General features: G+C 66.5%; 26 protein-coding genes and 1 riboswitch. Of the genes, 11 read left to right on the top strand and 15 right to left on the bottom strand.

Going from position 1 to position 24,180, the window contains the following annotated elements; genetic code table 11:
* Positions 1-38 precede the first annotated feature (38 nt).
* Together B9N43_RS10035 and B9N43_RS10030 are read left to right on the top strand one after the other, a co-directional pair.
* A complete protein-coding gene (locus B9N43_RS10035; RefSeq protein ID WP_145842068.1) occupies positions 39-239 on the top strand; it encodes a hypothetical protein in 201 nt (66 codons plus the stop codon).
* Positions 240-431: 192 nt separating this feature from the next.
* Positions 432-1,079, top strand: a complete 648-nt coding sequence (locus B9N43_RS10030) for a putative metalloprotease CJM1_0395 family protein (RefSeq protein WP_222428703.1) — start codon at positions 432-434, stop codon at positions 1,077-1,079.
* Positions 1,080-1,084: 5 nt separating this feature from the next.
* On the opposite strand, the gene B9N43_RS10025 is transcribed toward B9N43_RS10030, so the two are convergent.
* Positions 1,085-1,579, bottom strand: a complete 495-nt coding sequence (locus B9N43_RS10025; protein ID WP_145842067.1) for a C40 family peptidase — start codon at positions 1,577-1,579, stop codon at positions 1,085-1,087.
* Between the two features lie 219 nt (positions 1,580-1,798).
* On the opposite strand from B9N43_RS10025, the gene B9N43_RS10020 reads away from it, so the two are divergent.
* Entirely contained in the window at positions 1,799-2,641 is an 843-nt protein-coding gene (locus B9N43_RS10020) for a cobalamin-binding protein (RefSeq protein WP_145842066.1), read from the top strand.
* A gap of 8 nt (positions 2,642-2,649) precedes the next feature.
* Here B9N43_RS10020 and B9N43_RS10015 read toward each other — a convergent pair whose 3' ends face one another.
* The 4 genes from B9N43_RS10015 to B9N43_RS10000 form a co-directional block, all read right to left on the bottom strand.
* The gene (locus B9N43_RS10015; protein ID WP_145842065.1) at positions 2,650-4,110 is read right to left on the bottom strand and encodes a cobyric acid synthase; all 1,461 of its coding nucleotides are present in this window, start codon (positions 4,108-4,110) and stop codon (positions 2,650-2,652) included.
* A gap of 611 nt (positions 4,111-4,721) precedes the next feature.
* Positions 4,722-5,495 (bottom strand): ABC transporter ATP-binding protein, encoded by a 774-nt coding sequence (locus B9N43_RS10010; RefSeq protein ID WP_145842064.1) that lies wholly within the window; start codon positions 5,493-5,495, stop codon positions 4,722-4,724.
* Complete coding sequence (locus B9N43_RS10005; protein ID WP_145842063.1) at positions 5,492-6,481, bottom strand: FecCD family ABC transporter permease; 990 nt, start codon at positions 6,479-6,481, stop codon at positions 5,492-5,494. The genes B9N43_RS10010 and B9N43_RS10005 overlap by 4 nt, the downstream gene beginning before the upstream one ends.
* Before the next feature lie 6 nt (positions 6,482-6,487).
* Positions 6,488-8,488, bottom strand: coding sequence for a TonB-dependent receptor (locus tag B9N43_RS10000; protein WP_145842062.1), 2,001 nt, complete (start codon positions 8,486-8,488; stop codon positions 6,488-6,490).
* A 110-nt stretch (positions 8,489-8,598) separates the two neighbouring features.
* Positions 8,599-8,795: riboswitch (cobalamin riboswitch) on the bottom strand.
* Between the two features lie 122 nt (positions 8,796-8,917).
* Here B9N43_RS10000 and B9N43_RS09995 point away from each other — a divergent pair.
* From B9N43_RS09995 to B9N43_RS09980, 4 genes are all read left to right on the top strand, one after another.
* On the top strand, positions 8,918-9,112 hold the full coding sequence (locus tag B9N43_RS09995; protein WP_222428702.1) for a hypothetical protein: 195 nt from the start codon (positions 8,918-8,920) through the stop codon (positions 9,110-9,112).
* Complete coding sequence (locus tag B9N43_RS09990) at positions 9,109-9,447, top strand: cell division protein ZapA (RefSeq protein WP_145842060.1); 339 nt, start codon at positions 9,109-9,111, stop codon at positions 9,445-9,447. Before B9N43_RS09995 ends, B9N43_RS09990 begins: the two co-directional genes overlap by 4 nt.
* A gap of 257 nt (positions 9,448-9,704) precedes the next feature.
* Positions 9,705-10,169, top strand: a complete 465-nt coding sequence (locus B9N43_RS09985) for an EVE domain-containing protein (protein ID WP_145842059.1) — start codon at positions 9,705-9,707, stop codon at positions 10,167-10,169.
* Positions 10,166-10,969, top strand: coding sequence for a sulfite exporter TauE/SafE family protein (locus B9N43_RS09980; RefSeq protein WP_145842058.1), 804 nt, complete (start codon positions 10,166-10,168; stop codon positions 10,967-10,969). Before B9N43_RS09985 ends, B9N43_RS09980 begins: the two co-directional genes overlap by 4 nt.
* A gap of 22 nt (positions 10,970-10,991) precedes the next feature.
* Here B9N43_RS09980 and B9N43_RS09975 read toward each other — a convergent pair whose 3' ends face one another.
* From B9N43_RS09975 to B9N43_RS09965, 3 genes are read right to left on the bottom strand one after another with little or no spacing between them, the layout of a single operon-like run.
* Positions 10,992-12,488, bottom strand: a complete 1,497-nt coding sequence (locus B9N43_RS09975; protein ID WP_145842057.1) for a YifB family Mg chelatase-like AAA ATPase — start codon at positions 12,486-12,488, stop codon at positions 10,992-10,994.
* 48 nt (positions 12,489-12,536) lie between these two features.
* A complete protein-coding gene (locus tag B9N43_RS09970; RefSeq protein WP_145842056.1) occupies positions 12,537-13,136 on the bottom strand; it encodes a YceI family protein in 600 nt (199 codons plus the stop codon).
* 13 nt (positions 13,137-13,149) lie between these two features.
* On the bottom strand, positions 13,150-13,392 hold the full coding sequence (locus B9N43_RS09965) for an accessory factor UbiK family protein (protein WP_145842055.1): 243 nt from the start codon (positions 13,390-13,392) through the stop codon (positions 13,150-13,152).
* 216 nt (positions 13,393-13,608) lie between these two features.
* On the opposite strand from B9N43_RS09965, the gene B9N43_RS09960 reads away from it, so the two are divergent.
* From B9N43_RS09960 to B9N43_RS09950, 3 genes are read left to right on the top strand one after another with little or no spacing between them, the layout of a single operon-like run.
* The gene (locus tag B9N43_RS09960; RefSeq protein WP_145842054.1) at positions 13,609-14,412 is read left to right on the top strand and encodes a TorF family putative porin; all 804 of its coding nucleotides are present in this window, start codon (positions 13,609-13,611) and stop codon (positions 14,410-14,412) included.
* Between the two features lie 27 nt (positions 14,413-14,439).
* Entirely contained in the window at positions 14,440-14,778 is a 339-nt protein-coding gene (glnK, locus tag B9N43_RS09955) for a P-II family nitrogen regulator (protein WP_145842053.1), read from the top strand.
* A 10-nt stretch (positions 14,779-14,788) separates the two neighbouring features.
* Positions 14,789-16,264 (top strand): ammonium transporter, encoded by a 1,476-nt coding sequence (locus tag B9N43_RS09950; protein ID WP_145842052.1) that lies wholly within the window; start codon positions 14,789-14,791, stop codon positions 16,262-16,264.
* A 55-nt stretch (positions 16,265-16,319) separates the two neighbouring features.
* Here the strand turns inward: B9N43_RS09950 and B9N43_RS09945 are convergent, their stop codons facing one another.
* The 7 genes from B9N43_RS09945 to thiC form a co-directional block, all read right to left on the bottom strand.
* Entirely contained in the window at positions 16,320-16,754 is a 435-nt protein-coding gene (locus B9N43_RS09945) for a hypothetical protein (protein WP_145842051.1), read from the bottom strand.
* Positions 16,751-17,611, bottom strand: a complete 861-nt coding sequence (gene purU / locus B9N43_RS09940; RefSeq protein ID WP_145842050.1) for a formyltetrahydrofolate deformylase — start codon at positions 17,609-17,611, stop codon at positions 16,751-16,753. Before purU ends, B9N43_RS09945 begins: the two co-directional genes overlap by 4 nt.
* A 1-nt stretch (position 17,612) precedes the next feature.
* Positions 17,613-18,221: a bifunctional phosphoserine phosphatase/homoserine phosphotransferase ThrH gene (gene thrH / locus B9N43_RS09935; RefSeq protein ID WP_145842049.1), complete on the bottom strand. Its 609-nt coding sequence runs from the start codon at positions 18,219-18,221 to the stop codon at positions 17,613-17,615.
* A 36-nt stretch (positions 18,222-18,257) separates the two neighbouring features.
* Positions 18,258-18,518: a YkgJ family cysteine cluster protein gene (locus B9N43_RS09930; protein ID WP_145842048.1), complete on the bottom strand. Its 261-nt coding sequence runs from the start codon at positions 18,516-18,518 to the stop codon at positions 18,258-18,260.
* 6 nt (positions 18,519-18,524) lie between these two features.
* Entirely contained in the window at positions 18,525-19,031 is a 507-nt protein-coding gene (locus B9N43_RS09925) for a YbhB/YbcL family Raf kinase inhibitor-like protein (RefSeq protein WP_261379306.1), read from the bottom strand.
* Positions 19,032-19,235: 204 nt separating this feature from the next.
* A complete protein-coding gene (locus tag B9N43_RS09920) occupies positions 19,236-19,994 on the bottom strand; it encodes a crotonase/enoyl-CoA hydratase family protein (protein WP_145842046.1) in 759 nt (252 codons plus the stop codon).
* A gap of 69 nt (positions 19,995-20,063) precedes the next feature.
* Complete coding sequence (thiC, locus tag B9N43_RS09915) at positions 20,064-21,980, bottom strand: phosphomethylpyrimidine synthase ThiC (RefSeq protein ID WP_145842045.1); 1,917 nt, start codon at positions 21,978-21,980, stop codon at positions 20,064-20,066.
* Positions 21,981-22,311: 331 nt separating this feature from the next.
* Here thiC and B9N43_RS09910 point away from each other — a divergent pair, with 331 nt between their 5' ends.
* Positions 22,312-23,799 (top strand): carbonic anhydrase, encoded by a 1,488-nt coding sequence (locus B9N43_RS09910; RefSeq protein ID WP_145842044.1) that lies wholly within the window; start codon positions 22,312-22,314, stop codon positions 23,797-23,799.
* Positions 23,800-24,180 lie beyond the last annotated feature (381 nt).

The following is a 24,180-nucleotide window of genomic DNA, read 5'->3' as shown; positions in this document are numbered from 1 at the left end:
TAGATTGGTAGCAGATGGGTCGAACAAGGGGAAACGAAATGAACAAATCAGCGATCATCGAAAATGAATTCGGCTCATTCGCGGACGAGGTGCTGAATGCCGGCGGGTTGCCGCCCTGTCTGGAGCGGCCGGAAACGAGCGCTGCGAAAATGGCTGTTCGTCTACCGCAGCGCGGCATGTCTGCCGATGAGGTCGACATCGGCGCCTTCCTCAAGCTGGTGTACGCCAATCAGGAATGACAGGAGGGATTCCTCCTGGCAGACGAGAGGTCGCAGCCGGTCGTAGCAGCGCCGGATAGCGCGCCACTTGAGACGATCGCCCCTTCCCGAGAGGGGTTTTCCGCTATACACTTGAACGGCGATGGGGAAGGGGGGAACTCCACTTCCCCAAGGCGCCAGGCTCCAAGCATGCTAGCGGGACGATAGACGACCATGGCCGACCTCGGGGTTTCACTCAATTCTTCCTTGTATTCGCCGGGAATTTCCCAGGCGAAGGGCGCCGATTTGGCGATGACCCGCGATCAGTTGGCAAGTACCCTGCCCCAGGGCCAGGGGAGCGGCAAGCAGAGTCCAACCGCGAAGGAACTGAGCCCCGAACAGCAGCGTCAGGTGCGGGAGTTGCAGCAGATCGATCGCGCGGTGCGCGCTCATGAGCAGGCCCATATAACCGCCGGCCGCGGCGTGGTGACCAGCGGGGCGAATTTCAGCTATGCCTACGGTCCCGATGGCAAGCAGTATGCGGTGGGCGGCGAAGTGAGCATCGACACTTCGGCCGAGCGCAAGCCCGAGGCCAACATCGACAAGGGGCGGCGGATTCAGGTGGCGGCGCTGGCCCCGGCGGACCCCTCGCCCCAGGATCATCGTGTCGCCGCCATCGGTGCCGGTCTGGAAGAGCAGGGCTACCTGGATCTGGAGCGTCAGCGCCTTGTCGCAATGGATCAAGGCGACCCGCCGGCTCAGCCCCCATCCGCCGCAACCACCGCAGTTCAATCCGGCCAGGACGACCGGCAACGGCAGGTGGCCCGCGCATACGAAGCGGCGCCGACGGAAAGCGGCGGCGGTTTCAGCCGGTTCGCCTGAACGGTCTACTCGAAATAGCTGCGCGCTTCTTCGAAACGCCCGGCGAACCAGCCGCTACTCAATTTGTCGGTGCGTACCCTGCCATTGTTGTTGGGCGCATGGACGAAGCGGTCGCCGCCGATATAGATGCCGACATGGGAATAGGGTTGATTGCGGGTGTTGAAAAACACCAAATCTCCAGGGCGCAGACGGTCGGTCGCCACCGGGCGTCCCTTGCGGGCGATGTCGGCGGCTGAACCGGCGAGCCGCAGCCCGGCCGCCTTGTCGAACACATAGGTCACCATGCCGCTGCAATCGAGGCCCGAGTCGGGATTCTTGCCGCCGAAACGGTAGCCCGTTTCCAGCAAGCCCAGGGCGAACATCGTCACATCCACGCCCTGTGGGGACGGCGGCAGGGATGCCGCCGGCGCGGGGCGGGCGGCGACCGGGCGGCTGGGAACGGAGCCGCAGGCCGCCAGGACGAGGCAGGTGAAGAGCAGCAGAGCATATCGACACGGCATGATGCGTGATGTTACCGGTTGCCCGCCTTGCCCTGGCCGTGATCAAGGGGCGAAAGGCATGGCATTCGTCGCGGCCGCCGCCGACTAGAATGCTCCCTTCCCCTGTCGACGAATGCTTCCGTGCGGCCTGATCCTTCATTTGCCTGCGCTCTTCGCACCGCTTTGCGCGCTTTGGCGCGATGCCTATTCCTGCTCCCGCTCTGGCTTGGCCTGGCGGCCATGGCCCAGGCGGAAGTCGTCGTCACCGACGATGCCGGACAGGTGGTGCGGCTGCCGAGGAGTGCACGCCGTATCGTCAGCCTGGCGCCGCATGTGACAGAACTCGTCTATGCCGCCGGCGCCGGGGAACGGCTGGTGGGGACGGTGCAGTTCAGCAATTATCCGGAGGCGGCACGCCGCGTGCCGCAAGTGGGGAGCTATTCCCGCATCGACCTGGAGGCGCTCCTGGCCTTGCAGCCGGACTTGGTGATCGGCTGGCAGAGCGGCAATCAGGTTGAGCAACTGATGCGTTTGCGCAGTCTGGGCGTGCCCCTGTTGACCACCGAACCCGCTCGGATCGACGATGTGGCGCGCAATATCGAGCAGATCGGCATTCTGGCCGGTACCGCGGCGCATGCCCGGGAAGTCGTCGCCCGCTTTCGACAGCGGCATCGGAGTCTGGCGGCCCGTTACTCGGGGCGGCCGCCCGTACGGGTTTTCTACGAGGTCTGGAAAAATCCGCTGATGACCGTGGGGGGGCGCCAGATCATCAGCGACGTGCTGAAACTCTGCGGCGGCCGCAACGTCTTCGCCGACCTGACCGTCATGGCGCCCATCGTCGGCGAGGAAGCCGTGCTGGCGGCGGACCCGGAGGCCATCGTCGCTTCGGGCATGGACCAGTCGCGGCCGGAATGGCTGGACGACTGGCGGCGCTGGCCGCGGATGACCGCGGTGGTCCGGGACAACCTGTTCCATGTGCCGCCGGATCTGCTCCAGCGCCACACCCCGCGCCTGCTGGACGGGGCCGAGCAGGTCTGCGCGCAGTTGGAGCAGGCACGGGCTCGGCGCCTCGGCGCAAAGTAAGAGACTGGCTACGGTAGCCAGCCTTTCAGGCGGCGCCAGTCCAGGGCCGTTTCCACCGCGTCGGCAAGGCGGTCCAGGTCAGCCTCGCGCCGGGCGGCGAGGTCCACCGGCGCCGTTTCGGCCATGCCGGCCCAGGCCAGCAGCGCCGACAGGGCCTCGGGATGATCGAACAGGCCGTGACAGTAGGTGGCCAGGATCGCGTCGTCGGCGGAGATCGCGCCGTCGCGGCGGCCGTCGTCCAGGTGCACCAGGGGGCGCTCCAGTGCCGGGCCCCGGCTGACGCCCATGTGGATTTCGTAGCCGGTCAGCGGCGTGTCCTCGCCCAGCGCCAGGCGGCCGCCGACGTTGTGCAGTCGTTTTTCCCGCGCCAGCGTGGTTTCGCAGGCGAGCAGGCCCAGGCCGGGGCTGCTGCCCGCTTCGCCCTCCAGCCCCAGCGGATCGTGGACCATTTCGCCCAGCATCTGGAAGCCGCCGCAGATGCCGATCAGCTTTCCGCCGTAGCGTAGATGGCGGCGCAGATAGGCGTCCCAGCCCTGCTGCCGCAGCCAGTCCAGGTCGGCGCGCACGCTCTTGGAGCCCGGCAGGATCACCAGGTCGGCGGGAGGCGGCGTCTGGCCGGGACCGACCCAGCGGAAATCCACTTCCGGATGCAGGCGCAGCGGGTCCAGGTCGTTGTGGTTGGCGATCCGCGGCAGCACCGGTGCGATCGCCGTCAAGCGCGATGGCGCCTTGTCCAGCTCGCCGGCCGTGGCAATCGCGTCCTCCGCGTCCAGCAGCAGGCCGTGCAGGTAGGGCACCACGCCCAGCACCGGCTTGCCGGTGCGCTGCTCCAGCCAGTCCAGCCCCGGCTGCAGCAGGCCGATGTCGCCGCGGAAACGGTTGATCACGAAGCCCTTGATCCGCTCCCGCTCGGAAGCCGAGAGCAGTTCCAGGGTACCCACCAGATGGGCGAAGACGCCGCCCCGGTCGATGTCGGCCACCAGGATCACCGGCACGTCGGCGGCTTCGGCGAAGCCCATGTTGGCGATGTCGCGGTCGCGCAGGTTGATTTCGGCCGGGCTGCCGGCGCCTTCCACCAGCACGCACTCGAATTCCGCGGTCAGGCGGCGCCAGGAGTCCATCACCGCGGACAGCGCCACCCGCTTGTAGTCGTGGTAGGCCCGGGCGTCCAGGTCGGTCACCGCGCGGCCATGAACGATCACCTGGGCCTGCCGATCGGTGGTGGGCTTGAGCAGCACCGGGTTGAAGTCGATCCGCGGCGCCAGTCCCGCCGCCTGCGCCTGGAGCGCCTGGGCGCGGCCGATTTCGCCGCCGTCGACGGTGACCGCCGAATTCAGCGCCATGTTTTGCGGCTTGAAGGGCGCCACGGAGATTCCCCGGCGCTTCAGGATGCGGCACAGCGCCGCCACCAGGGTGCTTTTGCCGGCGTCGGAGGTGCAGCCTTGCACCATCAGCGTGGAAAGCGTCATGACAGGTCTCGAAGGTTGGGTGGGCAATGCTTGCAAGGGCAGCGGCCTTGTTGTGCGGATGCGATATCTTGTTAATGTGCGATGCGACAATGAGTTACTAATTTATTAACTGACCCATTGGAAAGTATTTGTAACATATTAATTTATTTGAATATAAATAGTTAATTAAGTTTTTATAGCATTTGCTGCACTGCATAAAAATAATTTGCGCAGTGCAACAATCAGTGATACAGTTCAAACCGTCGGATGAATGTCGAGTCCGGCAAACCTTGAAATTTCGGAGATGCCATCATGGAACTCGTTGCTACCAATATCACGCTGATCGTCGTCGGCCTCGTCGCGCATCTGTCTGTTGTGATCCGCAACATGGCAGTTGGTCGTTACCGCTGATCCGAGGTTTGCCAAGGCGCCGCCGGGCCGCGTCCGGCCCGTGCGCCTTTGGTTTCCGGATTGCCCGCCCTGAGTGGGCGTTCGATCGCCCGGACAGTCCGGGGGATCGACTGCATATCTCCCCTCCGCGAGGGGCCTTCGGAATGGCTTGATTCCGACTCCTCAAGAAAAGATGCCTGTCCCTGGTCGCAGTTTGCGGCGGGGATTTTGTCGCCATCGTCTCAGACGGGTACGAACCACCGTTGTCCGCCATCCTTCAGCTCCCGCAGCGCATGGCCGTAGAGGCGTGAAAGATTGTCGGCGTTGATGATCTCCGCGCTGGGGCCTTCCAGCCATTCGCCGTCGCCGAACAGCAGCAGCGCCCGGCTGCAATAGCGCAGGGCCAGTCCCGGCTCGTGCAGCACCATCGCCACGGCGGCGCCCCAGTCCCGGCCCGGCGTGGCGAACAGGTCGAGCACCGCGATCTGGTGGTTCAGATCGAGGTGCGCCAGGGGCTCGTCGAGCAGGAACAGGCGCGGCGCCTGGGTGAGCAGGGTGGCGATGCCCAGGCGCTGGCGCTCCCCGCCCGACAGGCTATGGACTTCGCGTTGTCCGTAGTCGGCCAGGCCGACGGCGGCCAGCGCGGTCTCGGCCAGGCGCCGGTCGGTCGCGCCTTCCCATTCCCAGCGCCCCAAATGGGGATGCCGTCCGACCAGCACCGTCTCCAGCACCGTCGAGGTGAAAGGATCGTGCTGCTGCTGCGGCAGATAGCCGCGCAACCGCGCCAGGGTGCGCGGATCGGCGAGACGGGGGTCGAGTCCGCCGATCTCGATGGCCCCCGTCGAGGCGGGCCGCAGCCCCGCCAAAGTGGCGAGCAAAGTCGATTTGCCGGCGCCGTTGCGGCCCAGGATGGCCAGGGACTCCCCGCCGTTCAGGCGCAACACCAGATCGCGGCAGAACACCCGGCCGCCGATCGCCACGTCCAGACCGCGCACTTCCAGCAGGGCCGCGCTCATGGCTGGTGCGCTGGCTGGCGGGCCAGGAGGATCAGGAAGATCGGCACGCCGATCAGGGCGGTGAGCACGCCCACCGGCAGTTGCTGGGGCGCCGCCACGGTGCGGGCCAGGGTGTCGGCCAGCACCAGCAGGGCGCCGCCGGCCAGGGTGGCGGCGGGCAGCAGCAGGCGCTGGTCGTTGCCCAGCACCAGCCGCACCAGATGCGGCACCACCAGACCGATGAAACCGATGCTGCCGGCGGTGGTCACCGCGAAGGCGGTGAGCAGCGAGGCCAGGAGGTAGACGATGCCGCGCAGGCGGGATACTCGAACGCCGAGAGAATTGGCCAGCACGGAACCCCGCGCCAGCAGGTTCAGTTCCCGCGCGTAAGGCATCGCGCAGGCCAGGCCCAGCGCCAGGGCGATCAGGGCCGGCGCCGGCCGCAGGATCTGCCCGGCGTCGCCCATCAGCCAGAACAACATGCCGTTGAGCTTCTGCTCCGGGGCGATGGAGAGGATCAGGGCCACCACGGCGCCGCAGCCGGCGGCGATGATCACGCCGGTCAGCAGCAGCCGGGTCTGGGTCCAGCTGCTGTCGCCGCGGGCCAGGCCGAACACCAGCAGCATCGCCGCCAGCGCGCCGACGAAGGCCAACAAGTTGAGTCCGGCCAGCGACAGCCCGAACAGCATCGCCGTCAGCGCGCCGACCGAGGCGCCGCCGGAAATGCCCAGCACGTAGGGATCGGCGAGCGGATTGCGCAGCAGTACCTGCATCAACGCGCCGGCCAGGGCCAGCAGCCCGCCGCAGGCGAAGGCGCCCGCGACTCGGGGCAGACGCAGGGTGCGCACCACTTCGGCGCCCATTCCGCCTTCCGCGCCGGTCATCGCCGCCAGCAGGTCGGTGGTGGAAATCGTCATGGTTCCCGCCGTCAGCCCGAGCGCCAGGCTCGCCGCCACCAGGAGCAGCAGCAGCAGGAGCACGGCGAGGGCGCGGCGGCGGGAGGGCATGGGCGGTTACTTGAAGTCGTAGCGGGCGCTGACGAACAGACTGCGGCCGTCGGCGGGGAAGTAATAGTAGTCGCTGCGGAAGGTGGAGTAGCCGGCATAGGGCGCGTAGCGCCGGTCGAAGACGTTGAGCAGCTTGGCGGTGATGGTCCACGTCTTCAGGTCCCAGCGGCCCTGCAGGTCCAGGGTGGTGTAGCCCGCCAGTCGCCCCAGGGTGTTGGCGAAGTCGCCGCTGTAGCGCCGGTCGCCGACGTGGCTGGCGACGGCGGAATAACTCGCGCCGCCGCCGGTCTGCCAGGTGAGCTGGAGCGCGGCCTTGTCCCGCGCCACCATCGGGATTTCCTTGTCGGCATAGACGCCTTCGCGGAACCGGGCATCGGTATGGCTGGCGGAAAAGCGCGCCAGCAGGCGCTCGCTCAGGCGCCAGTCGATCTGGGCCTCCACGCCGTCGCGGCGGGAGCGGGCGAAGTTGACGTTGGCGTAGGCCGCGCCGTCGTAGCCAATCTCGTCGGTCAGGTCCAGGCGGTAGACGCTGCCGCGCAGCTTGACCGCGCCCAGTTCGACGTCGCCGCCGAGTTCATGCACTCGACCGTGCTGGGGCTTGAGGTCGCCGGCGAACACCGGATTGCCGGTGAAGGGGTCGTAGCCGAACAGTTCGTCGGTGTTGGCGAAGCGGAAGACGGTACCGGTGCGGCCGTAGAGACGCCAGTCGGCGGCCTGGTAGTTGAGGCCCAGGTCGTAGGCGTTGCGCTCGCGCACCGCGCTGCCGTTCATGGCCGGCACGGGGAAGGGGCCGTAACCGTAATCGGCGTCGTAGGCCCGCTGCGCGGCGCGCTGCTCCATGCGCTGGCGGCGGGCGCCGGCGGTCAGCGACCAATGGCGGTCGAGGGCGGTGGTGTTCTGCACGTAGAAGGCGGAACTGGTCTGCTTGGCCGACTGAGGAATCACGCCGGTGGCGCTGGCCGAGGTGGCGCCGATCTTGCCGTCATAGTAATCCAGCCCCAGCACGGTTTCGCTGGCGCGGCCGGTCAGGCCGTGGTTCCAGCGCAGGCGCGGGGTGAAGGAGACGGTGTCGCGTTCGCGCCGGTAGGTGCTGGCGAAGGAGACGTTGTTGGCGTCGTATTTTTCGTGCTCGACGGCGAGTTCCCCTTCCACCGTCAGGTTGGGCGACACGGCCAGCTTCAGGCCCGGGCGCACCCGGTAGCCGTCCCGCTGCTGGGTGTCGTGGGGCGTGCGCGCCTGGCGCGGATCGCCGCGGTAGGCGGCGCTCAGGAGGCTGCTGGGCATGCCGGACTTGTCCGCGTAGAGGCCGTAATCGACGAAGGCTTCGCCGTTGGCCAGGTTCAGCGCACTCCGGCCGCTGACGGCCTGTTGTCGGGCCTGGCTGTTCTGGCGCCAGCCATCGGTTTCCGCGTAGTGGGCGAAGAGGTTGAAATAGCCGGCCGCGCCGCCGCCGGCGGCCTGGGCATCCACGCCGCGGTAGTCGTTGCTGCCGAGGGTGACGGCCGCATTGGCGCGGGGCTGGCCGGACTTGTCGGTGATGATGTTGATCACACCGCCGGTGGCCCGGTCGCCATAGAGCACGGTGCCGGCGCCGCGCAGGATCTCGATGCGCTGCACGCTTTCCAGCGGGATCGCCGACCAGCTCACGGCATCCATGCCGATGGAGTTGAGGCGCTGGCCGTCGAGCAGGGTCACGGTGTTGCTGCCGCCAGTGTCGCCGAAGCCGCGGATGTCGGCCACGGCATCGATGCCCATGTTGCCGTAGAGCGAGCGCACTTCGATGCCGGCCTGGGCCTTGAGGATTTCCGGCATGCCCAGGGCGGGCGACTGGCGAATGTCCTCGCTGCGGATCACGTCGACCTGCGCCGCGACGGGCAGGGCGCTGTCGGCGAAGCGGGTGGCGGTGACGATGATGGTGCCGTGGTCAGCCGGCGTTTCGGCGGCCTGGGTGGCGAAAGCGGAAAGCATGGCGGCGGCGAGGGCGCTGCGCACGAGATGGCGTTGCATGGGAACTCCCGGTTCTCCGGCCCGCGTCCCCGCAGGCCGGTCACGATTGAAACAGGCAACGCAGGGGAGTTCGAACGGAAAATCACCGGTCGCCACTTCCCCGTGGCGTCACCAAGGACGATGCTCGTGGCCGGTCTCCGGGCTCGGAAGTCTTGAATCGCCGCCTTCCCAGGTCCAGACCCAGTGGCTTTGCTGACGATTCCGCACTTCCTTACCGTTGCGGGGGCAGCGCAGGATTCACACCTGCTTCCCGTTTCACCCCTGTGGCCGGAAACGGCCGCGGGGCACCGCGAACAAGGGGCGCATTGTACAGACAATCGCCCCGAGGGGCCGGCAACCCGTCGCAGGGGCTGTCCGCGCCATTTGGCGGCCTTGCCGGCCCAATACAGCGCCTTGACCACGAGGGTTGTTTTGAAAGACACTTCGGCCATGCATAGCGACTTTGATTCTCTCGAACAAAAAATCGATCAGGTATTGGCCCTGTGCAGCAGGCTGAATGCGGAGAACGCCGCCCTGCGCGACCGGGTGGCCGGCCTGGAGAACGACAAGCGCGACCTGACCGAGCGCATCGGCTCGGCGCGGACGCGGCTTGAAACCCTGATGACGAAGCTTCCCGAAGAATGACCGCGCATTCCACTCTCGACATCCAGCTCCGGGGCAAGGACTATCGAGTCACCTGCACGCCCGACGAGCGCGAGGCGCTGTTGGCGGCGGTGGGCTTCCTGGACCGGAAAATGACCGATATCGCAGCCATCACGCACAGCAGCGGCGAGCGCCTGGCGGTGATGACGGCCCTCAACATCGCCCATGAACTGCTCGCGTTGCGTCAGTCCGGAGCCGTACCGTTCCAATCGGACTCCGTGGCGGCGGACGTTGACGACCCGGACTTGCGGCGTAGAATTCAGAACATCGAAGCGCGACTGGATGCGGCCCTGGCCGACCAGCAAGGTCTGTTCTAGCCGTCCCGTTAGCGGCTTCGCCGGTTTTCCCCTGCGGTGTTCGCCAAGGCCGTAAATTCCTTGAACCTATAAGTCCTTGCGACTTGGCCGCCGCCCATTGATGCCGCTGTTGCGATCGCCCCTTCGCGGGCGGACCTGATGCGGCCGGAACGCGGCCTCCCTGAACCCAGAGTTCAGGATGCCGGCCAAACGGCACTGGCGGGGGATCCATCATCAGAGCGCGGAGTGGTTCTCCGCGCTTTTTTCTTGGAGTGCCTATGCCACGCTACTGGCTGATGAAGAGCGAGCCATCCGAGGTCAGCATCGACGATGTCCTGGCCATGCCGAACCAGACCGTGGACTGGTGGGGGATCCGCAACTACCAGTCCCGCAATTTCATGCGGGACCAGATGGCGCCGGGCGACGGCGTGCTGTTCTACCACTCGTCCTGCGCCGAACCCGGCATCGCCGGCCTGGCCGAAGTGGTGAAGAAGGCTTATCCGGACCGCACCCAGTTCGATTCGGCGTCCAAGTATTTCGATCCCAAATCCACGCCGGAGAACCCGCGCTGGGTCAATGTCGATGTCCGTATCTTGAAAAAGATCCGGCTGGTGGGCATCGCCGAGTTGCGCCTGCACCCGGAGCTGGCCCACATGCGCGCCCTGCAGCGCGGCAACCGTCTGTCGATCACCCCGGTGGACCCGGCGGAGTGGAAATTCATCACGGAACGCCTGCTCAAGTGATCAGCGCCTGGCTGCTGGGCTATGTCGGACTGGGCCTGTTCGCCGGGTTCTTCGCCGGCCTCCTGGGCGTCGGCGGCGGCGGCATCATGGTGCCGGTGCTGACCATGCTGTTCACCGCGCAGGGCCTGCCCCACGAGCATGTGGTGCATCTGGCGCTGGGCACCTCGATGGCCACCATCGTCTTCGCCTCGGTTTCCAGCCTGCGCGCCCACCATCGCCACGGGGCGGTGCTGTGGCCCGTGGTCAAGGCCATCGCGCCCGGCATCGTGCTGGGAACCCTGCTCGGGGCGCAGCTCGCCGCCCTCCTGCCGACCAAGTCGCTGGCCATTTTCTTTTCCGTGTTCATGGCCTACGTCTCGCTGCAAATGATCGCCAACGTCAAGCCCAAGCCTTCCCGCACCCTTCCCGGCGCCGGCGGCATGTTCGCCGCGGGGGCGGGCATCGGCGGCATCTCGGCGCTGGTGGCGATCGGCGGCGGCTCTCTTTCGGTGCCCTTCCTGACCTGGTGCAACGTCAAGGTCCACCAGGCGATCGGCACATCCGCCGCGATCGGTTTTCCCATCGCCCTGGCCGGCACCGTGGGGTATCTGATCGGCGGCCACGGCAACGCCGGCATGCCGGCCGGCAGCATCGGCTTCATCCATCTGCCGGCGCTGCTCGGCACCGTGCTGCCCAGCGTGCTGATGGCGCCGGTGGGCGCCCGCCTGGCCCATCGCCTGCCAGTGGCCGTGCTGAAGAAGATCTTCGCCGGCGTGCTGATCTTTCTCTCCGCCAAGATGCTGCACAGCCTGTTCGGCTGAGCGGCCGGCAGACGTCCGAAACTCAGAAACCCGACAAATGGCGTCGGTAATGGATCGCCTCGGCGATGTGGGGTCGGGCGATGGCGTCGCTGGCGGCCAGGTCGGCGATGCTGCGCGCCACCCGCAGGATGCGGTGATAGGCCCGGGCCGAGAGCCCCAGGCGTGCTATGGCCTGTTTGAGCAGGGCCTGTCCGGCCGCGTCGGGCCGACACAGGGCTTCGGTGTCGGCCACGCCCAGCCGCGCATTGGGCTGTCCCTGGCGTTCCAGCTGTCGCTGCCGGGCCCGGACCACCCGGGCGGCGACCGGCGCCGAGGCCTCGCCGTCGGGTGCGTGCTGCAAGTCGGCTTGGGGAAGGGCGGGCACTTCGATCATCAGGTCGATGCGATCCAGCAAGGGACCGGAGAGCTTGTTCCGGTAGCGCGCCACCTGGTCCGGGGTGCAGCGGCAGCGGTTGGCGGGGTGGCCCAGGTAGCCGCAGGGGCAGGGGTTCATCGCCGCCACCAGTTGGAAGCGGGCGGGAAACTCGGCGCGGCGCGCGGCGCGGGAGACGCAGACATGGCCCGACTCCAGCGGTTCGCGCAGGGCTTCCAGCACCCGACGCTCGAACTCGGGTAGTTCGTCGAGAAACAGCACGCCTTCGTGGGCCAGGGAAATCTCTCCCGGCCGCGGCACGCTGCCGCCACCCACCAGGGCCGGCGCCGAGGCGGAATGGTGCGGCGCGCGGAACGGACGCTGCCCCCAACGCTCGACCCGAAAGCTGCCGTCGAGCGAGTGCACGGCGGCACTGGCCAGTGCCTCGGCATCGCTCATCGGCGGCAGGATGCCCGGCAGGCGGCTGGCCAGCATCGACTTGCCGGTGCCGGGCGGACCGCTCAGCAAGAGCGAATGCCCGCCCGCCGCGGCCACCTCCAGGGCGCGCCGGGCCTGGGCCTGGCCTTTCACCTCCGCCAGATCCGGATAGGCCGGTGCGTGCGGCGCCGGGCTGCCGCCGTAGGGTGCCAAGGTCTGCTGGTCGGCCAGATGGGCGCAAACCTCTCCCAGACTGCGTGCCGGCAGCACGGTGACGCTCTGCACCAGGGCCGCCTCGGCGGCGTTTTCGGCGGGAAGCACGCAGGTCCGGCCGGTGGTGCCTCCGGCGGCGCACATCGCCAATGCGCCGCGGATCGGCCGCAACTGCCCCGACAGGGAAAGCTCACCGGCGAATTCCAGCGCGTCGGTTCCTGTCGCCCGGATCTGTCCCGAGGCCAGCAGAATGCCCAATGCGATCGGCAGATCGAAGCGCCCGGACTCCTTGGGCAGGTCCGCCGGCGCCAGATTCACCGTGATGCGGCGCGCGGGAAACTCGAAGCCGCAGTTCTGGATTGCCGCGCGCACCCGGTCGCGGGCCTCCTTCACTTCGGTATCCGGCAGACCCACCAGGGTACAGGACGGCAGACCGTTGGCGATATGCACCTCCACCGTCACCGGTGGCGCGTCCATGCCACAGAGGGCCCGGCTGTGGAGGGTGGCGAGCGACATGTGAAATACCCTGGCATAAAAATGTCATTGTAATTCACTCGGCGCCTGTCATTCGCCGCGGGTCGCCTCGATCTGGATTTCGATCCTGACCTCGTCGCCCACCAGCGGCACCAGATGGGTCATGCCGAATTCGGAACGGCGCAGGATGGTGACGGCGTTGGCGCCGCAGGTCTGCTTGCGGGTGAGCGGATGCAGTCCGCAGTGGAAATGGTTGATCGCCAGGCCCAGCGGGCGGGTGACGCCGCGCAGGGTCAGTGCGCCGTCCACGCCGCTGGGAATCCCGTCGCGGAAGTAGAAGCGGTCGCCGCTGAAACGGATGGTCGGATATCGGTCTGCGTCGAGGAAGTTCGCCTCCCGCAGCACTTTCTCCAATGCCGGATCGCCCGTATTGATCGAGGCCGCGTCGATCGACACCTCGATGCGGCCCCGCCCCGCCGCGAGATCGAGGGCGATCGTGCCTTCGCTGCGGTCGAAGCGTCCGCGGTGATGGGAGAAGCCGAGATGGCTGACGGCGAAGCTCGGGAAGGTGTGGGTGGGGTCGATCCGGTAGCGGGTCTCTTCGCCCCGGCCCGGCAGGGGCGCCAGGAAGATCAGCGTGAGCAGGCCGGCCCGGAGCAAATGCCAGGGCCGGCGCGTCGGCCAGGCCATGACGGCGCCTCGGCTACTGGCCCGGCTTCGCCTGTTCCAGCTGCGCAACCCGCGCTTCCAGAGCGTCGATGCGCTCCCGGGCGTGCGCCAGCAACGCCCGTTGAATCTCGAATTCCTCACGGGTCACCAGATCCAGGCGGCTGAAAAGTCCGGTCATCAGGGCGCGGGCGTTCTTTTCCAGGTCGGCGGCCGGGCTGGTGGCCGCCAGTTGGGAAAGGCGATGGGCGACTTCATCGAACAGCTGGGTCGGGCTCATGGCGACATCTTTCGTGAGGGTGGATCGAGTCTAGCACGGCGGTTTTATGCATCGGCACTGTCTTGGTGCATCGGTCCGGGACGATGGGACAATTCGGTGCATTGCGGCGCGAGTCTGGGCGAAAAAGCCGCCATTGAGCGGTTTTCTTCGCTTGGCATGGTCTATGCGAAAGAGAACCTGTGTTGTTTTTTTATAGGTTCTTATAGGAGAAACGCCATGCAGAAATCCGTCATCGTCATCGCCCTCGCCGGACTGTTTTCGCTGCCTGTCCTGGCGGAAGAGGCCGGGCCAACCTCGCCCTTCAGTTTCAACGTCGGCGTGGTGTCCGACTACCTGTTCCGCGGCATCAGCCAGACGCATGGCGACGCGGCCCTGCAAGGCGGCGTCGACTACGCCCATCCCGGCGGCTTCTACCTGGGCGCGTGGGGCTCCACCATCTCCTGGGTGAAGGACTACACCGGCAAGGGCAACACCGAACTCGATCTCTACGGTGGCTACAAGAGCGCCTTCGCTGGCGGCGACTGGAGCTACGACGTCGGCGCGATCGCCTATATTTATTCCAACCACGGCCCCGCCAATGCCTTCGGCGCCAATCCGAACACCACCGAGATCTACGGCGCCATCGGCTACAAGACCTTCACCGTCAAGTATTCCCGCGCGATTTCCGACCACTTCATCGGTTGGTATTCCGCCAGCGGCGGCAGTACCCGCGGCAGCGGCTACCTGGAGGCCAACTACAGCCTGGATCTGGGCGACGGCTGGGGCCTGGCCGCCCACGTCGGCCACCAGAAGGTGCGTGACCTGGGGGTCGCCGACTACACCGACGTGAAACTGGGCGTGACCAAGGATGTGGGCTTCGGCGTGGTCGGCTTGTCGTATTCCGACACCAATGCCAAGGGCAAGCCGGGCGAGACCTATTCCTGGCCGAATTCGGGTTTCGTCGCCGGCGCCGGTTCCACCTCGGGTTTTTCCAACGTGGCCAAGGGCAAGGCGGTCCTGAGTTTCACCAAGACCTTCTGATGCAGACCATTTCGCGAGGACACCACCATGAAACTGATCACCGCCATCATCAAGCCGTTCAAGCTTGACGAAGTGCGCGAGGCCCTGGCCGCCGTCGGCGTGCAGGGCATCACCGTCACCGAGGTCAAGGGCTTCGGCCGGCAGAAGGGCCACACGGAGCTTTACCGCGGCGCCGAATATGTCGTCGATTTCCTGCCCAAGGTGAAGGTCGAGGCCGCCGTCAGCGACGGCATCCTCGACCTGGTCGTCGAAGCCATCGAGAAATCCGCCAGCACCGGCAAGATCGGCGACGGCAAGATCTTCGTCTTCGACCTCGAGCAAGTCATCCGCATCCGCACCGGCGAGACCGGTGAGGACGCCCTGTGAAGGAGCCATCATGAAAAAACTGCTCGCAATCCTGCTGAGCGTGGCGACGCTCGCCATCGGCAGCGGCGCCCGGGCCGACGACAAGCCGGCCGAGGCCGTGCCCGCGGTCGCCGCCATGGCGGCGCCGGCGGCTGCCACCGCCACTCCCGAGACACCGGCCGCCGTCCCCGCCCCCGTGCCCAACAAGGGCGACACGGCCTGGATGATGGTCGCCACGGCCTTCGTGATCCTGATGTCGATCCCCGGCCTGGCCTTGTTCTATGGTGGCCTGGTGCGCAGCAAGAACATGCTGTCGGTGCTGATGCAGGTGTTCGTGATCTTCTCGCTGATCAGCGTGCTGTGGGCGATCTACGGCTACAGCATCGCCTTCACCGAGGGCAACGCCTTCTTCGGCAGTCTCGACAAGCTGTTCCTGAAGGGCGTGACGGTGGACTCCCTGGCTGGCACTTTCAGCAAGGGCGTCGCGCTGCCCGAGTTGGCCTACATCCCCTTTCAGGGTGCCTTCGCGGCCATCACGGTGGGGCTGATCATCGGCGCCTTCGCCGAACGCATCCGGTTCAGCGCCGTACTGCTGTTCGCCGTGCTGTGGTTCACCTTCAGCTATCTGCCGATGGCCCACATGGTCTGGTACTGGGCCGGTCCCGACGGCTACGTCTCCGCCGAGGCGGCCGACAAGCTCAACGCCACCGCGGGCTGGCTGTTCCAGAAGGGCGCGCTCGACTTCGCCGGTGGCACCGTGGTGCACATCAACGCCGCCGTCGCCGGCCTGGTGGGCGCCTTCCTGGTCGGCAAGCGCGTGGGCTGGGGCAAGGATTCGATGGCTCCGCACTCCCTGACCATGACCATGATCGGCGCGTCGCTCCTGTGGTTCGGCTGGTTCGGCTTCAACGCCGGCTCGGCGCTCGAAGCCAACGGCGCCGCCGCCCTGGCCTTCGTCAACACCTGGCTCGCCACCGCCGTCGCGGCGCTGTCCTGGATGGGCGCGGAATGGCTGATCAAGGGCAAACCCTCGATGCTGGGCGCCGCCTCCGGCGCGGTCGCCGGCCTGGTGGCGATCACCCCCGCCTGCGGCTTCGTCGGCGTCGGCGGCGCCTTGGTGATCGGCCTTTTGGCCGGCGTGATCTGCCTGTGGGGCGTGAATGGCCTGAAGAAGATGCTGGGCATGGACGACTCGCTCGACGTGTTCGGCGTGCATGGCGTCGGCGGCATCCTCGGCGCCCTGCTCACCGGCGTCTTCGCGTCCCCCAGCCTGGGCGGCACCGGCATCTACGACTACGTGGCGGACAAGGTCGCCGACAACTACGCCATCGTCGATCAAGTGATCGTCCAGGCCACCGGCGTGGGCGTCACCATCCTCCTTTCCGGCGTGGTTTCGCTCGTGGCCTACAAGCTGGTGGATCTCGCGATCGGCCTGCGCGTGCCGGAGGAAGAGGAGCGCGAAGGACTCGACATCACCTCCCACGGCGAGTCGGCCTATCATTTCTGATCCTTAACCTTGCAAGAACAAAGGGCGCCTCCGGGCGCCCTTTGTTCTTGTCGTCTCAGCAGATCATGCGCATGTAGACGATGCCGGCGATGGCGGCGAGCAGCATGAAGAAGGCGGGGATCGCCACGGTCCGGTAGTTGGCGGGAAGGCTGCTGCGCTTGCGGTCCAGCAGGCGCATCATTTCGCCGATGGTGACGATCGCCAGCAGCATCATCACCAGGCTGTCGATGACCAGAGCCACCGCGTTGAAGTCGTCCAGCGGGCGGCAGATGCGTGGGCGCCAGGCGCCCAGGGCGCCGGTCAGGGAGTTGAGCCGGTCGAAGCCCAGGCCGGTGACGAACCACACCGCCACCATGAACATGACCGCGATCAGCAGGCACAGGGTCAGCCAGCCTTCCAGGTGGCGCAGGCCTTCGCGGATGTCGTGCAGGTCGGCGAGGTATTCCCGCGCTTCCCGCCGCAGTTGGCGACGCAGCTTTTGCCAGTTCATCGGAAAACGACGGTCTTGCTGCCGTGGACCAGCACCCGGTCTTCCAGGTGGTAGCGCAGGCCGCGCGCCAGCACGGTTTTTTCGATGTCCTTGCCGTAGCGCACCATGTCGGCCACCGAGTCGGAATGGTCGATGCGGATCACGTCCTGCTCGATGATCGGACCCTGGTCGAGTTCCTCGGTCACGTAGTGGCAGGTGGCGCCGATCAGCTTGACGCCGCGCTGGTAGGCCTGATGGTAGGGCTTGGCGCCGACGAAGCTGGGCAGGAAGCTGTGGTGGATGTTGAGGATCTGGCCCGGATAGCGGCGGCACAGTTCGGGCGAGAGGATCTGCATGTAGCGCGCCAGCACCATGGTGTCGCCGCGCACTTCCTCGAACAGGCGCATCACTTCGGCGTAGGCCTGGGCCTTGTCGTCGGCGCTCACCGGCACGTGGTGGAAGGGAATGCCGTGCCATTCGACGAAGCCGCGGAAGGTGTCGTGGTTGGAGATCACGCAGGGGATCTCGATGTCCAGTTCCTTGCTCTGCCAGCGCGCCAGCAGATCGTAGAGGCAGTGCTCCTGCCTGGAGACCAGCACCACGACGCGCTTTTTCACCGCCGAGTCGGTGATCTTCCAGTCCATCCGCAGGCTTTCCGCCAGGGGGCGGAAGCGTTCGCGGAATTCGGCGAGCAGGAAGGGCAGGGAATCGGCCCTGATCTCCAGGCGCATGAAGTAGCGCCCGTCGATGTCGTCGGCGTGGTAGCTGGACTCGAGGATCCAGCCGCCGTGCTCGGCGATGAAGCTGGCGACGCGGGCGATGATGCCGACCTGGTCCGGGCAGGAGGCCGAGAGGGTGAAAAAGCGGTTCCCGTGCATCTTAAATACGGGAAGAAGCCTTGAGTATCTCCGCCTTCAGTTCGCCGTAGCTCTTGGTGACGGGAAACTGGGGGAATTCGCGGATCACGTTCTCCGGCGGGTGGAACAGGATGCCGGCGTGGGCCTCGCCCAGCATCGCGGTGTCGTTGTAGGAGTCGCCGGCGGCGATCACCTTGAAGTTGAGTTCCTTGAAACGCTTGACCGACTCCCGCTTCTGGTCGGGCATGCGCAGGTGGTAGTTCACCAGGATGCCGGCGGCGTCGGCTTCCAGCTTGTGGCAGAACAGCGTGGGCATGCCCAGCTGCTTCATCAGGGGCATGGCGAATTCGTAGAAGGTGTCGGACAGGATGATCACCTGGAAGTCCTGGCGCAGCTCATCGAGGAAGTCCTTGGCGCCGGGCATGGGGCCCATGCTGGCGATCACCGCCTGGATGTCGGGCAGGCCCAGCTTCTTTTCCGCCAGGATGCCCAGGCGGTATTTCATCAGCTTGTCGTAGTCCGGCTCGTCGCGCGTGGTGCGGCGCAGTTCGGGGATGCCCGTGCGCTCGGCGAATTCAATCCAGATTTCGGGGACCAGCACACCTTCGAGGTCGAGGCAGACGAGTTGCACGGAATAACTCCCTGGAATTTGTTCAAACGGCGGATTTTACGCGAAGGGAGCGGTGCTTCGCTCCAGTTGTTGCAGCCAGGCCAGGGCCTGCTGTCGGTTCTCGCCGCACATCTCGGCCGATGGCCGCAGGCCGGCGCAGCAGGGCGGCCGCTCGGGACGGCCGAAAATCACGCAGCGCAGGTCGGCGGTGAGCTGGGGACTGGGCAGCCCGGCAGGCTTGCCCTGCGGCAGTCCCGGCAGGGGCGAACTGATCGAAGGCGCGATGCAGCAGGCGCCGCAGCCGGGACGACAGTCCATGCCGGCCTATTTGCGGCCGTACCTGGCGGTGAAGCTGGCCTTCGCCAGGGTGTTGAAATGCAGGTTGAAGCCGACCAGGGCCGGCGTGGCGTTCTCGGGCAGATCCAGGCGCTCCACGCCCAGCGCATGGATCGTGAACACATAACGGTGGGGCTCGTCGCCCTGGGGCGGGCAGGGACCGCCCCAGCCCGGTTCGCCGAAGTCGGTGGCAATCTCCCGGCTGCCCGCGGGGGCCAGGCCGCTGCCCGGATTGCCCGCACCCTGGGGCAGCGCCGTGGTGCCGGCGGGAATGTTAACCAGCACCCAGTGCCACCAGCCGCTGCCGGTCGGGGCGTCGGGATCATGCACGGTCAGCGCGAAACTCTTGGTGTCGGCGGGCGCCCCCCGCCATTCCAGGGCCGGAGAGACGTTCTCGCCCGTGTAGCCGAAGCCGTTGTAGACATGCTTGTTGGGAATCAGGGTATCGGCGGAAAGGTCGGGGCTGCGCAGAACGAAGGCAGAACTGGCGGTCATGGCGGGCTCCTGATCAGAGATAAAACGGCATTCTATGCCCAGCATGAAAATGAAGCTTTTCCGCTGCGCCGTCGCAAGGAAAAGCGGCACGCGGCGAAGCCGCAACCTATCGGTGCCGCTACAGCGTTCCCCGTAATATCGAGCGCAGCGAGCTGTATCGAACCCCCCGGAGGGGGGCGAAGGGGGCGAGCCTTTTCAGCCTTCTCATTTTTTGCGCTTTTGCATGAAGTCTTCCATCCGCCGCCGGGTTTCGGGGTCGCTCTGGATCAGGCCGATGGCGAGGGACTCGGCGAAAAGCCCGTCGGCGCTGGCCATGCTGTCGATGCGGGGCAGGGCGTTGGTGATGAACCAGTTGGCGGTGGTGGTGTTGGCGGCGATGGTGACGGCCAGTTCCCGCGCCTTGGCCAGGCCGGCGTCCGCCGCCACGCCATAGTGGGCGAGACCCAGGCCGACCGCTTCCCCGGCGTTGTAGATGCGGCGCGTCAACATCATTTCCGCCATGCGGTCCGGTCCCAGGATGCGTCCCAGGCGCACCGTGGAGCCGCAGCCCATGAACAGGCCGTGGGCCGCCTCGGGCAGCTGGAACCAGGCCGTGGCCTCGGCGACGCGGACATGGGCGGTCAGCGCCAGTTCCAGGCCGCCGCCGAGCACGGCGCCCTTCAGCACCGCCACCAGCGGGATGCCGCTGTATTGGATGCGGTCGAAAATGGCCTGCCGGCGCCGCGAGGTGTGCAGCACGTCGATGGGGTTCTTCTCCTGATGCTCGCCCAGATCGCCGCCGGCGCAGAAATGCTCTCCTGCCGCCGTCAGGATGGCGACCCGCACCGACGGCGGCGGCGCGGCGAAGTATTCGCCGAGGCGCTCGTACATCGCGAGGGTCAGCGCGTTGCGCTTGGCCGGGCGGTTCAGGGTGATGATGGCGATGCCATCCTGTTCTGCAATCCGGATCAGTTCGTCGGACATGGAATGCTCAAAAAAATGGCCCCGCCAAAGGGGCAGGGCCGAGAGTTGGATGGTTGGGAAAGCGCTGCGTCAGCCTTTCTTGTACAGCTCCGCGCCGCTCTTGACGAACTCCACGGCCTTGGTCTCCATGCCCTTCTGCAAGGCTTCCTGTTCCGAGACGCCCTGGCTGGCGGCGAAGTCGCGCACGTCCTGGGTGATCTTCATGGAGCAGAAATGGGGGCCGCACATGGAGCAGAAATGCGCCAGCTTGGCGCCCTGCGCGGGCAGGGTCTCGTCGTGGAATTCGCGCGCCTTGTCCGGGTCGAGGCCGAGGTTGAACTGGTCCTCCCAGCGGAACTCGAAGCGCGCCTTGGACAGCGCGTTGTCGCGGATCTGGGCGCCAGGGTGGCCCTTGGCCAAGTCCGCGGCATGGGCGGCGAGCTTGTAGGTGATGATGCCTTCCTTCACGTCCTGCTTGTTGGGCAGGCCCAGGTGCTCCTTGGGCGTGACGTAGCAGAGCATGGCCGTGCCGTACCAGCCGATCTGCGCCGCGCCGATGGCGCTGGTGATGTGGTCGTAGCCGGGGGCGATGTCAGTGGTGAGCGGCCCCAGGGTGTAGAACGGCGCCTCGTCGCACCAGTCGAGCTGGAGGTCCATGTTCTCCTTGATCAACTGCATCGGCACGTGGCCGGGGCCTTCGATCATCACCTGCACGTCGTGCTTCCAGGCCACCTGGGTGAGTTCGCCCAGGGTCTTCAGTTCGCCCAGCTGGGCGTCGTCGTTGGCGTCGTAGATGGAGCCGGGGCGCAGGCCGTCGCCGAGACTGAAGGCCACGTCGTAGGCCTTCATGATTTCGCAGATTTCCTCGAAGTGGGTGTAGAGGAAGTTCTCCTTGTGGTGGGCCAGGCACCACTTGGCCAGGATCGAGCCGCCGCGGCTGACGATGCCGGTCATGCGCTCGGCCGTCATCGGGATGTAGCGCAGCAGCACGCCGGCATGGATGGTGAAGTAGTCCACGCCCTGCTCGGCCTGTTCGATCAGGGTGTCGCGGACGATCTCCCAGGTCAGCTCCTCGGCCTTGCCGTCCACCTTCTCCAGCGCCTGGTAGATCGGCACGGTGCCGATCGGCACCGGGCTGTTGCGGATGATCCACTCGCGGGTCTCGTGGATGTTCTTGCCGGTGGACAGGTCCATCACCGTGTCGCCGCCCCAGCGGGTGGACCAGGTCATCTTGTCCACTTCCTCGCCGATGGAGGAGGTGACGGCGGAGTTGCCGATGTTGGCGTTGATCTTCACCAGGAAGTTGCGGCCGATGATCATCGGCTCGCTCTCGGGGTGGTTGATGTTGTTGGGAATGATGGCGCGGCCGCGGGCGATCTCGCTGCGGACGAATTCCGGCGTGATCTCTTCGGGAATCTGGGCGCCGAAGCGCTCGCCCCGGTGCTGGCGGCCCAGCAGGCGGGCCATTTTCTCGCCGGTGGGGCCGGCGCCGCGCAGGGATTCGAGGTACTCGCGGCGGCGCAGGTTCTCGCGGATGGCGACGAATTCCATCTCCGGGGTGACGATGCCGCGGCGGGCATAGTGCATCTGGCTGACGTTCATGCCGGCCTTGGCGCGGCGCGGCTGGCGGTGCAGGCCGGGAAAGCGCAGGGCGGCCAGTTCCGGGTCGGCCGCGCGTTCGCGGCCATAGGCCGAGGACAGGCCGGCGAGCAGCTCGCTGTCCTGGCGCTCCTCGATCCAGCCCTGGCGCAGCGCGGGCAGGCCGGAACGGATGTCGATCCGCGCCGCCGGATCGGTATACGGGCCGGAGCAGTCGTAAACGGAAATGGGCGGGTTCGGTTCCGCGCCATGGACGGCCGGGGTGTCGGCCTGGGCGATCTCGCGCATCGGTACGCGGATGTCCGGGCGGGAGCCGGTGACGTAGATCTTGCGGGAATTGGGTAGGGGCTGGATCGCCGCCGCATCCACCTGGGCGCTGGCGGCGATGAATTTATCGTTGGCGTTCATCGTGGTTTCCTGGAGGCCGGCGCGTCGGTCCGGCAGGGGGAGGCCCAAACTACCGGAAACCCCCTTGCAATGCAACACTGCGCCCGGTGCGGTTTTCGCCGGCTGCCGGCGGCGCGGACGGCCGCCCCCTTCGCCCCCCCCTCCGGGGGGTTCTCATTTGCTCGCTGCGCTCGGGTGTTTGGGGGAACGCTGTAGCGACACCGATAGGATGCGGCTGGCGCCGCGTGCCGCTTTTCCTTGGGGCGGCCCGGCGGAAAAGCTGCTTTTCACGTTAAAGAACGGACGTCCGCTGCCGTTATTCCGGGAACGTCTGAAAAGAAGGAAAAACCCCATGGGGATCAAAGGAGCCACGTTCGCTGCCGTCCTGGTGGGAATCGGGATGGCCGGGATGGTTGCTGCCGCTCAGGGGGCCGCCTGGGAAAAAGTGGTCCAGGGAAAGCGGGAGCGGGTGGACATCGATACCAGCCGCATCGCCCGTGGCGAAGACGGCCGCGTCCTGGCCTGGACCCGGCTGACCCTGTCCAAGTCCATGACGGACCCCGAGACCGGCACACCCTACAACACGGTTGAAGCCCTCAACAGCTACGACTGCGCCGGCAGCCGCTTCGCCATCGTCAAGCGGCTCTATTTGCGGGGCGAGACCCTGCTGCGCAGCGAACCGTTGCTGACGCCGCACGAGATGGCCGTCGGCGCGGGCGGCATCGATGCCGCGCTGCTGGCCGAGGCGTGCAAATCGCGGCCGCTCGCCGACGGCAAGAAAGCCGCCGGGACGGCTGCGCGCCCGGCGGCGGAAATCGCGGGCGCCAAACCGGCGCCGTCCTTTGGCGTGATGCACGCCGAAATGGTCACCGATGGCACCAACACGCTGAAAACGACCCGGGTTGCCGAGTCCGCCGCCAAGGCGGAAGGCAAGGGGGCCGAGGCGGCGGCCGACGCGGCGGCACCCAAGCGTTTCATCGAGTTGCCGAAGATCGACAAGTCGAAGCTGGAGCAGCCCACGGACGCGGCCAAGGAGTCGGCCAAGGCGGCCATCGAGGAACGCCATGTCCGCGAGCGCATGCTGGCGACTTCCGGCCCGCGCCGCCTCGTCCTTCCCCGCAAGACGAAGCCGGAGCCGGCCCCGGCGGTGGAGGTCCATCGCGACATCCAATGGAGCTATGGCGGGGAGGGCGGGCCGTCCAGCTGGGGCACGCTGCGTCCCCACTTCGCCACCTGCGCCAGCGGCAAGCGCCAGTCGCCGATCGACATCCGCGACGGCATCATCAAGGTGGATCAGGAGAAAATCCAGTTCGACTACAAGCCGACGCTGTTCCGCATCGTCGACACCGGCCGCACCATCGAGGTCGGGGTTTCCGAAGGCAACACCATCAAGGTGATGGGGCGCACTTACGAATTGCAGCAGTTCCATTTCCATCGTCCCGCGGAAGAGCGCATCGCCGGGCGCGCCTTCGACATGGTGGTGCATCTGGTGCATCAGGACTACGAGGGCCATCAGGCGGTGGTGGCGGTGCTGCTGGAAAAAGGCGGCGAACAGCCGCTGATCCAGACCCTGTGGAACAACATGCCGCTGGAAGTGGGCCAGGAACTGCTGCCGTCGACGGCTATCGACCTCAACAATCTGCTGCCCAGCGATCGCAGCTACTTCAGCTACATGGGCTCCATGACCACGCCGCCCTGCACGGAAGGCGTGCTCTGGCTGGTGTTCCGCCAGCCGTTGCAGGTGTCGCCGGAACAGATCGCCACCTTCTCCCGGCTCTATCGCAACAATGCCCGGCCGATCCAGCCCGCCAACGGGCGGCTGATCAAGGAGTCGCGTTAAACGGCGGCGGACGGCCCCGCCGCCGGCCGCTTCCCGGCCGGCGCAGTGCACGATCCGCCCGGGGTTGATAGAATCGGCCCCATGCAGCCTTTCATTTCCCCCTGCTGGCTCGTTCCCTTCCGCTGGCGGCGCTAGCCCGCCAGACGACGCCATTTCCCGCCCGCCGGCAGGACTCATGCCTGCGGCTCGCGCGATTCGAACAGCCTCTACACACTTGGGACGGACAATGACATGCTGCTGATGATCGACAACTACGATTGACGTCCATCAAGCTCCGCTGCATTCCGTGGAAGTCGCGCAAGACAATGATTTAAAGCGATTCTTATTCCTTGTTGGTCCAGTGACGGCTAGGCCAATCTGCCGCAAGTGTGTATATTTCCG

This window comes from Denitratisoma sp. DHT3, assembly GCF_007833355.1.
GTDB lineage: Bacteria > Pseudomonadota > Gammaproteobacteria > Burkholderiales > Rhodocyclaceae > Denitratisoma.
Note: the sequence above shows the minus strand (reverse complement) of the source record. Positions and strands in the feature narration are given on the sequence as shown.